This window comes from Pontibacter sp. CAU 1760 (genome assembly GCF_054482735.1).
Genome location: NZ_JBTLRL010000002.1, coordinates 502,427 through 516,025, shown reverse-complemented (window position 1 = coordinate 516,025; position 13,599 = coordinate 502,427). Strand labels below are relative to the sequence as shown.

Genomic DNA, 13,599 nt, shown 5'->3' with positions numbered 1-13,599 from the left:
ACGAGTGAAGGAATAAGTGAGCCTCTGGCCCAGTCGAGTTAAAAACTCGACATCATTTATAGACACCCCGAAAGCATTCGGGGCGCCAGTAAAATAGAGAAAGAAACACCCTTACCCCCTTAAAGGGGGACAATAAAATGATCAGAAAACATAGCTGCCATGACCATGACCCAAAATGATTTTTTTCACCTGATGCCGCTGCTTATCCTGACCTTTGCGGCCCTGCTGATCATGCTCGTGATTGCGGCATGGCGCAATCACAAGATCATTTACGTCATCACGGCCATCTCTTTCGTGGCGGCTTTCCTGTCGTTGTTTGAGTTGCGGGACGTGGTGCCCTATACCATCGAGCCGCTGCTGGTGATCGATGGCTTTGCGGTGTTTTACATCGGCTTGATCCTGGCTACGTCGCTGCTCATTAGTATGCTCAGTTACGCCTATTTCGAGCAGCAGAAAGAGCAGAAAGAGGAATATTATATCCTCCTGATCCTGGCTACTTTGGGTGCCTGCGTGTTGGTCATTAGCAAGCATTTTGCCTCGCTTTTCCTAGGCCTTGAGGTGTTAACCGTGGCGCTGTATGCCCTGGTGTCTTACCTGCGGGTGCGGGAGCGGTCGGATGAGGCGGGCATCAAGTACCTTATCCTGGCGGCTTTCTCTTCTGCGTTCCTGCTGTTCGGTATGGCCCTGGTGTACTTCAGCACCGGCACCATGACCTTTGAGGGAATTGCCAATGCCATGGCAGCTTACCGGGAACTGCCCTTATTGCTGCTCACCGGATTCGGGATGATGATCATTGGCATCGGTTTTAAGTTGAGTGTGGTACCCTTCCATATGTGGACGCCCGATGTGTATGAGGGTGCGCCCGCGCCTGTATCGGCCTTTGTGGCCACGGTGTCGAAGGGCGGCGTGCTGGGCCTGCTGATGCGCTTTTTCATGGAGGTGGACGGATTCCGCTACCCTACCCTTGTGCTGATTTTTACCATTGTGGCCATTGCCTCGATGTTTGCCGGCAACCTGCTGGCCCTGATGCAAAAGAACGTGAAACGCATTCTGGCTTACTCCTCTATCTCCCATTTAGGCTACCTGTTGGTGGCATTTATGGCCGGAAACCAGATGGGCGTGGAGGCGGTTACATTCTACTTAGTAGCCTATTTCATCACCACCGTGGGTGCATTTGGCACCGTGGCGATGCTCTCCGGCGAGGCCCGCGACGCCGAGCAACTCACCGATTACCGCGGCCTGCTGTGGCGCCGCCCCTGGACGGCCACCGCCTTCACGGCCATGCTGCTCTCACTGGCGGGTATACCCCTCACGGCGGGCTTTGTGGGCAAGTTCTACATTCTGGCGGCAGGCGTGAACACGCAACTCTGGCTGCTAGTGGGTGCGCTTGTCCTCAACAGCGTCATCGGCTTATACTATTACATTAAAATTATTGCCGTGATGTTTCAGCAACCCGAAGTGGGCGAGGAACCGCGCGAGCGGCTGCGGCCCTCCATACTGCTGGCCAGTGTCGGCACGCTTTCGGTGCTGGTGCTGCTGCTGCTTGGCATCGGCGTATACCCCACTGCCCTCGTCACCCTGATCAGCAACATGCTGGACACCTTCCATGTGGTGGCGGTGCGCTGATACGACAAAAACAAAAAAGCCAGCCCTGCCCATGAGGCAAGACTGGCTTTTGATCAAAGTAAATCCGGTTTAGTTAGCAGACGGCACCCGGATGCCCAGCGTCAGCATAAACACAGAGTGGCGCGCATTTGACAGGTCGCCGTCAAAGTAGTTTTTGTCATCCACAAAGTCGGTCAGGGCACCGTTATAGCGCAGCCCCAGGCTGATGCCGTTCTTGGAAGTGAAGCCGAAGCCAGCCGCGTAGCCAATCTCAAACTCCGACAGGCCGTCTTTGCTCTTGCTTTCGCTGGAGCTGTCGATTTCATTTCCGCTGCCATCATACAGGCGGGTTTCGTTGTTCACGTTCAGCAGGTAGCTCAACTGCGGGCCAAACTCAAAGTATACCGGACCGGCATTCACGTTCGCCAGGATCGGCAGGTCGAGGTAGTTGTAGCTTACGCTTCCCTCTCTTCTCCGTTTCTGCAACAGCAGGTTTGTATACTCCTCGCCGCTGCTTTTAAAGCCTTTTCTGGAGTAGAGCAGTTCCGGCTGAATCGACACAAAGTCGCTCACGATCGGGAAGTTCAGGGTAATACCGCCATGAAAAGACACCTTGTTCTCGAACATCTCCTCATCGCGCAGGTCACCTGACAGGTTCGACAGGTTGGCGCCTCCTCTGATGCCGAAGGTGGCCTGTGCCTGTGCGGCTGTGAAAGAACCCACTAACAGGGCAATCGCAAAGAATAACTTCTTCATAATAAAGGTATTTGGTGTAACGCGTTTAGAACGGCAAAAATACGACCATTCTTGCCTATCCGGATTTGGGCAAAACCGCTATGCCATCCCCCTCTCCCAGCGCCTCCCGCACACCACACTGTATATCAGTTTATTATATATGAAAACGCTTCGGCGCTTTTTTATACCTCCGAGCAAAATTCTTTGAAAACAGCAATTTATTATTCCCTTACTCAAGTACCGGCGGTATGGCAGTGGGGCCAGCCAGGGAGCAGGCGTGTCAGGGACGTATTTTTTTATGCCGGGCGGCTTTGTAACTTACGGCTTCATCTGTAGCACCCTAACCTTACCTTCTGATGGTTTTAAATTACCTGTGGGCAGCTTTCTTCCTGATCGCTTTCTGCATCGCCCTTTTTCAGCTCATCTTTTTCGGAGACATCGAAATTTTCCAGAAGCTGGTCGCCAGTACCTTCGACAACGCCAAGCTGGGCTTCGAGATCTCCTTGGGTCTGACAGGGGTGATGACACTTTGGCTGGGGCTCATGAAAGTGGGGGAACGCGGGGGCATCATCGCTATTTTTGCCCGGATGGTGGGGCCGTTCTTTAACCGGCTTTTCCCTGAGCTTCCCAAAAACCACCCCGTGTTTGGCTCTATCCTGATGAATTTCTCGGCCAACATGCTGGGCCTCGACAATGCCGCCACCCCCCTTGGCCTCAAGGCCATGAAGGAGATGCAGGAGCTGAACCCTGACAAGGACACGGCCTCTAACGCGCAGATCATGTTCCTGGTGCTCAACACCTCCGGCCTCACGCTCATCCCGATCAGCATCATGGTGTTCCGGGCGCAGCTGGGCGCCGCCGACCCTTCTGATATCTTTATACCCATCCTGCTGGCCACTTTTTTCTCCACCATGGTGGGCCTTATTGCGGTGGCCTTATACCAGCGCCTCAACCTCTTCAACCCCGTCATTCTGGCTTACCTGGGTACGCTGTCGCTGCTGATCGGGGGGCTGATCTATTACTTCAGTACCATATCGCAGGAGCAGATCGGCATCATCTCTACGGTGGCCAGCAACGTGATTCTGTTTTCCATCATCATCGCCTTCATCTCCCTGGCCCTCATCCGGAAGGTGAACGTGTATGAGGCCTTTATTGAGGGCGCTAAGGAAGGCTTTTCTGTGGCCATTACCATCATTCCCTACCTTGTGGCCATACTGGTCGCCATCGGGGTGTTCCGGGTTTCCGGTGCCCTGGATATACTGGTGGGCAGACTGGGCTATCTGTTTGGTGTGATGGGCTTGAACACGGACTTTGTGCCGGCCCTGCCTGTTGCTTTCATGAAGCCCCTGAGCGGCAGCGGCGCACGCGGCATGATGGTGGAGGCGATGAACACCTATGGTGTGGACTCTTTTGTCGGGAAGCTGGCCTCCACTATCCAGGGCTCCACCGAAACGACTTTCTACGTTCTGGCCGTGTACTTTGGCTCTGTGGGCGTGCGCAGAACCCGCTATGCCCTTACCTGTGGCCTGATTGCGGACCTGGCAGGCATCATTGCCGCCATCACCATCGCATACCTGTTCTTCCATTAAACCAAGCGGGGTATGGGCGATACTAAATCACCCATACCCCGTTGGCACCTGCGCTTACTCCCATACCTATCCTGCCGCCATCTGCATCAGCAAGCCACAAATATAGGCGGCATACGTACCGATGGCATACCCGAAAATTGCCAGTAGCACCCCTACCGGCGCCAGGGCTGGGTGGAAGGCGCTGGCAATAATAGGTGCTGAGGCGGCACCACCGACGTTGGCCTCGCTGCCCACCGCCAGGAAGAAGAATGGCGCCTTGATGAGCTTCCCGACAATCACCAGCAGCAGCAGGTGAATCAGGATCCAGATGAAGCCCACCAGAAACAGACCGGGCTGACTCACGATAGCGCCGATCTGCATCTGCATCCCGATAGTGGCCACGAGCAGGTATAAAAACACCGAGCCGATGCGCGAAGCCCCCACGCCCTCCAGCTGGCGTGCCCGTGTAAAGGACAGGCCCATACCGAATGCGGTGGCAATAACCACGAGCCAGAAGAACCCGGAAGTAAGGCTGAATTTATCCAGGTAAGGAGCGTTTTCAGAGATCCAGGGGGCGATGATGTCGGCGAAGAAGTGCGAGATGCCCGTGATACCCAGTCCTACACCCACCACCATAAAGGTATCGGCCACGGTGGGGATGCGCATGATGCTGAGGCGGTACTTCTCCACCTTCTCCTTCAGTTCGTTCACGGCGGAGCTGTCAGCATCGAAGAACTTGTCCACTTTGTCGGAGATGCCCGCGCCATACAGCAGCACGGCCAGCCATACGTTGCCCACAATCACATCCACCGCGATCATGGCAGAGAAAAGGTCAGGGTCTGGCTGGAACACCTCGAACATGGCCAACTGGTTGGCGCCGCCGCCTATCCAGCTGCCCGCTATCGTCGAGAGTCCGCGCCATACCGCCATCGGACCCGCCCCCCCCACCAGGTCAGGGGCAAAACTAGACACGATCAGGATGGCCAGCGGACCGCCGATCAGGATGCCCACGGTGCCGGTGATGAACATCAGGCCGGCCTTGTGGCGCAGTTTCCAAATCTCCTTCAGGTCGAGGCTGACAGTGAAAAGCACCAAGCTAGCCGGCAGCAAGTAGCGGGATGCCACATGGTATAAACCGGAATGCTCGCCCGAAATCACGCCGAAGGTGTTCAGCAAACTCGGCAGCAGGTAACACAGCAGCACCGAGGGCACCACCCCGTAAAATTTCCGGAAAAAGGGATGCTGGCTGGAGGAGGTCTTGAATACAAAGGCCAGGATCAGCACCAGGATGCCCAGCACGACGGCATCGTTGGTAATTAAAGCAGGATTGGCAGCGGCTTGCTCCATAAATGTGGTAGTGAGGTTAGGGTTTGGTACGAACTACTAAGAAAGTGATTTTTATTGGCTCCAGGGCCATATCCGCTCTATTCAGTTAAAACCAAGCAGCAAACCCTGTATTTGCTCCAACCTAACCCCCCTTTTCTAAACTCCAATCTTCAGTGTTTTTATTATCCGATGCGGGTCTCCGCTCAGCTATGGTAGGCACCAGTCATATTGCCCGACTTCTATTTACAACTTATTGATTGTCAGTTTAAAAACTTAATTATTCCATACCCCATCACCCTTCCGCACACGTACTAATAGAGTTATTAATATTTTATCAAACCAACAAATTTTCTGACTATGAAGACGAACCATAAACCAAATGTATTTTGGATGATCGTGTTGCTTGGGGGCTTTCTGGCTTTCAGCGGCTGTGATGACGATGATGACGACGACGATGACGGAACCCCTAACCTGGTTGCACTGCAACAGGTTAACCTTACCGGTGCCCAGGAAACCCCACCTGTTACCACCTCGGCCACCGGCACCTTCTCCGGCACTTATAACGATGATACCAATGTCCTGTCTTATACCATCACGTTCCAGGGCCTGACGCCAACGGCAATGCACTTCCATAAGGGGGCAGTTGGCGTGGCAGGTGGTGTGGAAATACCAATCGGTACAGCTCCGTACACCAGCCCGATACAGGGCCAGACACCTGCCCTGACTGCTGCCCAGGAGGCTGACTTGTTGAACGGACTGTGGTACGTAAACATACATACCACCGCCAACCCAGGGGGCGAACTTCGGGGCCAGGTGCTGAAGCAATAATTTCCAGTCAAACAAAAATCGGCCTTGCCCTCACTATAACAATCTAGTGAGAGCAAGGCCGCCTTGTTTTAGGTAACTCAGGAGTACTTAGTACGCCGCTACAGCAGATGCCTGTACCTGGCGCTCCAAGTCTTCAAACTCCTTGGCATCGTAATCTTCCATTTCCAGTAGCAGGTTGGCCACCATGGCGGTCCAGCCGGTTTGGTGCGAGGCACCCAGCCCCTGGCCGGTATCGCCGTGGAAAAACTCATAGAAAAGGTGATGGTTCCGGAAGTGCTCGTCCTCGGCGTAAGGCGCATGGTCAGAATGATATTGGTACTTCCCATTCTCGTCGCGCCCGAAAATGCGGAGTAGCCGCTTGGTCAACTCATTTGCAATCTCCTTCAGGTTTAGCTTATTGCCAGAACCCGTCGGGAAATCAAACCGATAGTCGTCGCCAAAATACTTGTGGTACTTGCGCAGCGACTGGATGATCAGGTAGTTAAGCGGGAACCAGATAGGGCCGCGCCAGTTAGAGTTGCCGCCAAACATAGGGCTGGAGCTTTCGCCCGGCTCGTACTGGATGGTATGGTGGCTGCCGTTATGCCCGAACTGAAACGGATTTTCCTCGTGGAACTTCGAAAGCGAGCGGATACCAAAATCCGACAGGAACTCATTCTCATCTAACATGCGGCGCAGTAAGTGGTCGAGGCGGTAGCCGCGCATGATTGAGAACAGGTAGTTGCCGTCTTTGCTTTTCTCCTCGATATCCGAAATCAGCTGCCCAATCTCAGGCCGTGTGCGGATAATACTCACTGCCCGAAGCTTAAACTCCAGCATCTTATCAAACAAGCTACTGTCAATCACCTCTACGGCCAGCAGCGGAATAATGCCCACCAACGACCGCACCCGCAGCCGCTCGTTGGTGCCGCCCTCAAACTGCACCACATCATAATAAAACTTCTCGTCGTCGTCCCACAGCGGAATATCGGTCTTACCGATCTGGTGCATGGCCTTGGCGATGTTCAGGAAGTGGCGGAAGAACTTCGCCGCCGATTCCTCATACGACTTGTTGTGCTGGGCCAGCTCCAGAGACATGCGCAGCATGTTCAGCGAGTACATGGCCATCCAACTGGTGGCGTCGGCCTGCTGTAGCTTTTTAATACCCGGAGGCAAATGGCTTCGGTCAAAAACCCCGATGTTATCCAACCCCAGGAAGCCACCCTCAAACAGGTCCGTTCCGTTCACGTCCTTCTGGTTTACCCACCAGGTAAAGTTCATGAGCAGCTTTTGGAAAGCCCGCTCCAGAAAGTCATAATCCGGCACGCCGGTCTTGGCTTTATCGGTTTCGTATACCTGCCATACCCCCCAGGCGTGTACCGGCGGGTTCACATCGCTGAAGTTCCACTCGTAAGCCGGAATCTGCCCGTTCGGGTGCATGTAATACTCGCGCAGCATAAGCTGCATCTGGTGTTTGGCAAAATCAGGGTCTACGTGCACAAACGTGGTGGCATGGAACGCCAGGTCCCAGGCAGCAAACCAGGGATATTCCCACTTGTCGGGCATCGAGATGATGTGCCGACACGTCAGGTGCTGCCAATTGAGGTTGCGCTTCAGGTGGCGGAAAGGCGCCTCTTCCTGTGTCTCCCCATAATGCCACTTGTACATGTCCAGGTAATAGAACTGCTTCGTCCAGAGCATGCCGGAAAAGGCGCTGCGGGCCAGCTGGTTGTGCGTTTTAGAAAGCCGGGCTGGCAAAAGCTGTTTGTAGTATTCGTCTGCTTCTACCTTCCGCAGGTCAAAAACAGTGTCGAAGTCAGACCAGGGGTTCTCTAGTTTCTTTTTGCTCAGGCGCACCTTAAACGTGGCGGACTCACCGGCCGGAATGCTCTCTTTATACCAGATAGCCACTTTCGTCCCCTGCTTCTCTGGGTTCACGGTGTCCTGGTGATGGATCACGTGGTTATTAATGCCATCCTTCACATAAGGGAATTCGTTGTCGCGGTGGTGCACACGCTGGTTATTCGTTTCGTTGTCGCAAAACAACTGCTGGCCATCCTGGTGATACAGGTAAAACCTCCCGTTTCGGTCGGAACTGGTCCGGATGCAATTGTCGGCAGGTGCCGTCATGTTCGGCTTGGTGTAGCGCGTGTTGTGCTTCCAGTAATTCCGGAACCATAGGTGCGGCAGCACATGGATGGTAGCCTCTTCCGGTCCGCGGTTATACACGGTCACCTTCAGCAGGATGTCGTTGGGCTCGGCCTTGGCACTCTCAATGTAAATGTCAAAGTAGCGATTCTCCCGGAAAGCCTCAGTATCCAGCAACTCAAATTCAGGTTGGTGGCGGCCGCGGCGGTTCTTCTCAACAATCTCCTGGTAAGGGAAGGCCGTTTGCGGGTATTTGTACAGGAACCTGGTGTACGAGTGCGTTGGCGTGGCATCCAGGTGGTAATAGAGCTCCTTCACGTCCTCGCCGTGGTTGCCCTGTCCGTTCGTGAGTCCGAACAAGCGCTCCTTCAGGATGTCGTCTTGCCCGTTCCAGAAAGCAGGTGCCAGGCAAAGAATCTGCTGGTTGTCGCAGATGCCGGCAATGCCCTCATCGCCCCAGCGGTAGGCATTACTTTGCGCCATATCATGCGAGATAAAACTCCAGGCTTCACCGTCCGGGCTATAGTCTTCCCGCACGGTGCCCCACTGGCGGTCCGAAAGATAGGTGCCCCACTTCTTCCAGTTTCTGTTGCTTGTAGAGAGCGCTAAGCGTTCTTCTTCAATTGAGGTGTGATTATGATTAGTATGCATTTTAAAAGCTTTGTAGTGAGGCGCCAGCGCTTGTCTGACACCTTAGGATGCAAAATCCTTTGGTGCGAAGTTTATGCCAGATATGGCATCCCCTTAACCTTCGGTTCAAAAGATAATGATTAAGAAAGCAGGTATGATCTTATGCCTGCTAAAGTGAGGAGTGGCGTGGGAAGCTTATCTACCTTAAACGGTAGCAGCAACTTATCAAAGCAATACATACTGCTGTCACGGCTAAACAAGTCATTGCCGCCCGCAACGTGTGCTGTCATCCATGTTACGTTTTTGCTAGTACAAGTATACCCAAGCCGTATCCTCCTGTTTAAAATGAGTTATTTTATAAAAAAATATATTTCAATGATTTATTGCCAGACCAACAATTACTTACATAATTTTTAAAAAATTGTTTTATAAAATTATATTTTAACAAAATTATAAATCAAAATCGATCATTTTGCTTATTAAAACCCTGTTGCACAATGCAAAACGTGTCGTCATGAGTCCTCCAATGTACTGCAAAAAATTGTATTATACTCTATCTATGGTGTGAACATTTTTTACAATCCTGGATTCCCGCACAGGCTGCGGCTTCAGGCTGTTTTTAAGGAAATTATTTTTTAGCGCCTGTCTGTAAACCTGAGAGGTCCTGCTGCATTGGGCAACAGGACCTCTCAGGTTTAAGTAGATTTTCGCACGAAAGTTTTAGTTGATGCATTGGCTGGGAGATCCCCTTGTCGTCGTATTCCCATACAGAGAACAACGCATCCCGGTTTATTTGGGCCGATCAGCGCTACTGTGTAACAACGGAGCGCACAATACGCCCTTCCGTGTCGCTGGCTTTGGCAAGAAGTTGCTGCCCATTTGCGTTTAGCACCATGACCGAAAAACTGGCAAACACCTCGCTGTCGGTGAAGGTGCAGTGCCCGTAGCGGTTGATCGGGAAAGCGGTGAAGTACTGGCTCTTGCCCTTTAGCAACACCTTGCCCCGGTAAATGGGTTGGTTCCAGAACAAAGCGATCGGGTCGCGGGTGGTGTGCATGCTTACCAGGGGGCGGGCCAGTTCGCCGCTTGTCTCGTAGTTCTCCCGGATGTTTTGGAGGGCCCTTCTATCGCCGGAAAAGCGCTGCACCCTGACATTCAGTTTATAGTCTTCCCGGAAGCTGCCGGTGCCGAAGTATACCTGCTTGCTGTTGTCGAATGGGTTTCCGCCAAACACCTGTTTAGCATTTTCGGTATACAGCACATCGTAAGTCAGCACCCCAATCACGGTTTCCCCAACAGTGCTCAGGTCATTGGGGTCAAAGGGGGCCATCGAGGTTCGGAGCAGTTTTTCGGTGGCCGCAGGGTTTTGCTGGATGGCCTGCAGCACAAGCGGCACATATTTCCCCTCCCAATTCAACTGAAGTTCCAGTGGGATATCAATGGCATTGCCCGGCAACACACCCGGAAAAAAGTAATCAAACAGTACCCGGAAATTGCCATAGTAGTTGATCTGCCCCTGAAAATAGCCGCATGGCCCGCACAGCGTTAGACCAGCATCGAACAAGCTCGGGTAACGCTCCATCCCGAGGGTTGTAATCACCCCTCCCTGCGAGCCGCCCGTCAGGTACACACGCTCCGGCATTCCGTGCCGTTCTATGAACAGCGCACGCAGCGCCACCATGTCTTGCAGCCCGCTCAGAATGGCAATGCCGTTCTGCTTGAAGCTGGTGGTGGCAAAGGCATACCCCAGACTTGTGAAAAGTGGCATGTACTTCGCCGCCTCATCCGGCAGGCTCAGGGGCACAAACGCCGGCACATAGCCATGGGCATACAGAATGAGTTCACCGTTCCAGTGTTCGGGCACCACTATCTGGATAATTTCCCCGGAAGGCAACACTTCCATGGTCCGGGTAACGCGGGTGGTTTCCCCGTCAACTGTTGTTATAACCTGCACATCCTGCACTGCGCCGCGCTTGTTTTCACTTATGTTGCGGCCGGGCTCCACGTCTGTCAGCTGCTCGCATTGGGTAAGCAGCAGCAGCAGGCACAGCAAACCCAGGTGTCTGCCAGCATTGCGCCAGATTTGTGTATAGGTAAAAACGGTCAGGCACTGCAGCCGCTCGTTCACTGCTTGTTGCCATTTTTTGACTTCACGGCCAGCTATCGCCTGGGGAGTAAATAGATTCTTCATAAGTATTCACGCTATATGGTCATCAAATAAATAAAGTCTCAACAAGAGTGCTGCAGCAGGCAGCATGAAAGGCAGGGCGGCAAAAAGGGCACGTGGGTGACGCAGCAGGTAGTTTGATGGTTCTGGTTTACCTGTATACGGACGATAATAAGATTAATCAAATTAAAAACAGGTTTTTAAGGTCATCTTACCAGGTTTATGTGACTGCTTTGTGTAAAAGGTGCGCGATGATGTTTGCCGGCGACACCTTTTCCTTTTTCTTGACTTGTGAGCGTTTTGTAGGAATCCGATGCCCACGAAAAGCTATAAATACAAACAAAAATACCTTTCATAATACAACAATAGCTTTGGTTAGCAGTATAAAACCATACGCTCCCATCATTGATTCGTGCTTTTGCCTACCCATACCACCCTTGGCTCCTGTCCTGAAGCTATCGACAGACGCACCACCATAAAACATCATCCACGAAAACAAGCCTTGCCTTATGCCTCAAGTTAAATTTGGCCGAAAAGATGAACCGGCCGTTACCTTCGAAAAAAGCAATGACCTGATTGCCGTGCGCACCCGGTCTACACGGTCGCTGCTGGGCGGCCCGGTCCTGACGCCTGCCTCCAAAGCCGTGGAAGACAGCCAACTTATCATGACCTTTCCGGAAGCAGGCGTGGAGGTATACAAAGTCCTGCCCAGCGGCCTGGAGGCAAGGTCGGTGCAGGAAAGGAAAGATACGCTCCGGATGCAGACTGATGTGCGCTTTGCCGGAGGAGTGCTGGTAGATGAGCAGTCCAGGGAGCCGGTGATCTATACCGAAAACCTGTTTGTGAAGTTTGTAGACGAAGCCGACCCGGAACACTGCCGGGAGGTGATCCGTGAAGCTGGCCTGTCCATCAAACAGGAGGTGGACTATGCCACCAACGCTTTTTTTGTGGCGGCTCCGGAAGGCAGCGGTACGCAGGTATTTGACCTGGCGCTGGCCCTGCTAGATCGGGAGGACGTGGAGTATTGCCATCCGGAGATCCTGCGGCAGCGGAATTTCAGGGAGGTTTTCCCGCCGCAGTGGCACCTGCACACCACCACGGTCAGCAATGTGCTGGTAAACGCAAGCGCAAACGTGGCTGCCGCCCTTCAGACCACCAAAGGCCAGGGCATGACCATTGCGGTGATAGATGATGGCATAGACATTGACCATCCCGAATTTGCCAGTGCGGGTAAAGTGGTCGCCCCGCGCGATGCCACTATAGGTAATTCCGACCCACGCCCCAAAGACTCTTACCCGCAGTACCCCGATAACCATGGCACTGCCTGCGCCGGGGTAGCCTGTGCCGATGGCCGCGTGGGTGCCTCCGGTGTCGCGCCCGAAGCAAAGCTCCTGCCCATCAGGTTAGTGTCGGGACTCGGTTCACAGCAGGAAGCCAGCGCCTTCCGATGGGCCGCCGACCATGGGGCTGATGTGATCTCGTGCAGTTGGGGGCCACCCGATGGGGCCTGGTATAACCCCGATGACCCGCGCCACAACCAAACGGTGCCTATCCCGGCCAGCACCCGCCTTGCCATCGACTACGCCACCACACAGGGCCGCAACGGAAAAGGCTGCGTGGTGCTGTTTGCCGCCGGTAACGGCAACGAGAGCGTTGATAACGACGGCTACGCCAGCTACGAGCGTGTGATTGCGGTGGCCGCCTGCAACGACCGGGGCACGCGCAGCGTGTACAGCGACTTTGGCAACGCGGTTTGGTGCGCCTTCCCGAGCAGCGATTTCGGCTATGCCCCCTACAACCACCCCGATGCCCTGACCACCGGCATCTGGACCACCGACCGGACGGGCACAGCAGGGTATAACAACGGACGGCCACAGTTAGGCGATGTCGCCGGGAACTATACCAATAGCTTTGGGGGAACCTCCAGCTCTTGCCCGGGGGCAGCAGGCGTGGCAGCCCTCATCCTGGCAGAGAACCCGGACCTGCGCTGGCAAGAAGTACGGGACATCATGCGCCAGTGCTGCGACAAGATCGACCCGCATGGCGGCGGGTATAACGAGGAAGGCTGGAGCAAGTTCTATGGGTATGGCCGCCTGAATGCCGCTGCCGCCGTGCGCCTGGCCAAGCCTGCGCCTACCAACAAGGTAAGCGTGGTGCGCACCTTTAACCGGCGCCTGCCAGACCTGCATACCGTGCGGGTGGCAGTAGAGGTCGGGGAAACAGACCTGGTGGACGACCTGACCGTGCAGGTAGACATCCGGCATACCTATATCGGCGATTTGGTGGTGACGCTCATTCCCCCTACCGGCAGCAGCGTGGTGCTGCACAACCGGAGCGGGGGCTCCACGAATAACCTGAACAAGGTATTCGATGCGATGACCACGCCGGACCTGACCCGTTTCCGGGGCAAGAGCGCCAAAGGCACCTGGACGCTGAAGATAGAGGACAAAGCCGCCCGGGACACAGGCCGCTTGGTGCGTTACGGCCTGGAACTCACCCTCAGCCCGGAACCTTTGAACCGAAACAGCTCACCAGCAATCGAAAAACTAAGCCAGGTAAAGGCAGGCAACACCCGGAAAAAAGCAAAAAGCAGCAGTGCTTAACTGCTGCTGT

At 54.1% G+C, this 13,599-nt stretch carries 9 protein-coding genes; 4 read left to right on the top strand and 5 right to left on the bottom strand.

Translation table 11 applies throughout. The annotated features are described in order from the left end of the window. Nucleotides 1–159 precede the first annotated feature (159 nt). Entirely contained in the window at nucleotides 160–1,626 is a 1,467-nt protein-coding gene (locus ACXYMU_RS04565; RefSeq protein ID WP_458985169.1) for an NADH-quinone oxidoreductase subunit N, read from the top strand. A gap of 69 nt (nucleotides 1,627–1,695) precedes the next feature. On the opposite strand, the gene ACXYMU_RS04560 is transcribed toward ACXYMU_RS04565, so the two are convergent. Further along, a complete protein-coding gene (locus ACXYMU_RS04560) occupies nucleotides 1,696–2,361 on the bottom strand; it encodes a porin family protein (RefSeq protein WP_458985168.1) in 666 nt (221 codons plus the stop codon). A gap of 335 nt (nucleotides 2,362–2,696) precedes the next feature. On the opposite strand from ACXYMU_RS04560, the gene ACXYMU_RS04555 reads away from it, so the two are divergent. Then, nucleotides 2,697–3,929 (top strand): nucleoside recognition domain-containing protein, encoded by a 1,233-nt coding sequence (locus tag ACXYMU_RS04555; RefSeq protein ID WP_458985167.1) that lies wholly within the window; start codon nucleotides 2,697–2,699, stop codon nucleotides 3,927–3,929. A gap of 66 nt (nucleotides 3,930–3,995) precedes the next feature. On the opposite strand, the gene ACXYMU_RS04550 is transcribed toward ACXYMU_RS04555, so the two are convergent. After that, on the bottom strand, nucleotides 3,996–5,255 hold the full coding sequence (locus ACXYMU_RS04550; RefSeq protein WP_458985166.1) for a DUF819 family protein: 1,260 nt from the start codon (nucleotides 5,253–5,255) through the stop codon (nucleotides 3,996–3,998). A 336-nt stretch (nucleotides 5,256–5,591) separates the two neighbouring features. Here ACXYMU_RS04550 and ACXYMU_RS04545 point away from each other — a divergent pair, with 336 nt between their 5' ends. Continuing rightward, nucleotides 5,592–6,062 carry a CHRD domain-containing protein gene (locus tag ACXYMU_RS04545; protein WP_458985165.1) on the top strand — a complete coding sequence of 157 codons (471 nt, stop codon included), beginning with the start codon at nucleotides 5,592–5,594 and terminating at the stop codon, nucleotides 6,060–6,062. Between the two features lie 87 nt (nucleotides 6,063–6,149). On the opposite strand, the gene ACXYMU_RS04540 is transcribed toward ACXYMU_RS04545, so the two are convergent. From ACXYMU_RS04540 to ACXYMU_RS04530, 3 genes are all read right to left on the bottom strand, one after another. Then, complete coding sequence (locus tag ACXYMU_RS04540) at nucleotides 6,150–8,840, bottom strand: MGH1-like glycoside hydrolase domain-containing protein (RefSeq protein ID WP_458985164.1); 2,691 nt, start codon at nucleotides 8,838–8,840, stop codon at nucleotides 6,150–6,152. A gap of 119 nt (nucleotides 8,841–8,959) precedes the next feature. Next, on the bottom strand, nucleotides 8,960–9,109 hold the full coding sequence (locus ACXYMU_RS04535; RefSeq protein ID WP_458985163.1) for a hypothetical protein: 150 nt from the start codon (nucleotides 9,107–9,109) through the stop codon (nucleotides 8,960–8,962). A 518-nt stretch (nucleotides 9,110–9,627) separates the two neighbouring features. Next, nucleotides 9,628–11,010, bottom strand: coding sequence for an alpha/beta hydrolase family protein (locus ACXYMU_RS04530; protein WP_458985162.1), 1,383 nt, complete (start codon nucleotides 11,008–11,010; stop codon nucleotides 9,628–9,630). Nucleotides 11,011–11,495: 485 nt separating this feature from the next. On the opposite strand from ACXYMU_RS04530, the gene ACXYMU_RS04525 reads away from it, so the two are divergent. Continuing rightward, nucleotides 11,496–13,589, top strand: a complete 2,094-nt coding sequence (locus tag ACXYMU_RS04525; protein WP_458985161.1) for a S8 family serine peptidase — start codon at nucleotides 11,496–11,498, stop codon at nucleotides 13,587–13,589. Nucleotides 13,590–13,599 lie beyond the last annotated feature (10 nt).

Coding starts and splice junctions, on each gene's coding strand:
- ACXYMU_RS04565 (WP_458985169.1), top strand. CDS start 160: ATGACCATGACCCAAAATGATTTTTTTCACCTGATGCCGCTGCTTATC.
- ACXYMU_RS04560 (WP_458985168.1), bottom strand. CDS start 2,361: ATGAAGAAGTTATTCTTTGCGATTGCCCTGTTAGTGGGTTCTTTCACA.
- ACXYMU_RS04555 (WP_458985167.1), top strand. CDS start 2,697: ATGGTTTTAAATTACCTGTGGGCAGCTTTCTTCCTGATCGCTTTCTGC.
- ACXYMU_RS04550 (WP_458985166.1), bottom strand. CDS start 5,255: ATGGAGCAAGCCGCTGCCAATCCTGCTTTAATTACCAACGATGCCGTC.
- ACXYMU_RS04545 (WP_458985165.1), top strand. CDS start 5,592: ATGAAGACGAACCATAAACCAAATGTATTTTGGATGATCGTGTTGCTT.
- ACXYMU_RS04540 (WP_458985164.1), bottom strand. CDS start 8,840: ATGCATACTAATCATAATCACACCTCAATTGAAGAAGAACGCTTAGCG.
- ACXYMU_RS04535 (WP_458985163.1), bottom strand. CDS start 9,109: ATGACAGCACACGTTGCGGGCGGCAATGACTTGTTTAGCCGTGACAGC.
- ACXYMU_RS04530 (WP_458985162.1), bottom strand. CDS start 11,010: ATGAAGAATCTATTTACTCCCCAGGCGATAGCTGGCCGTGAAGTCAAA.
- ACXYMU_RS04525 (WP_458985161.1), top strand. CDS start 11,496: ATGCCTCAAGTTAAATTTGGCCGAAAAGATGAACCGGCCGTTACCTTC.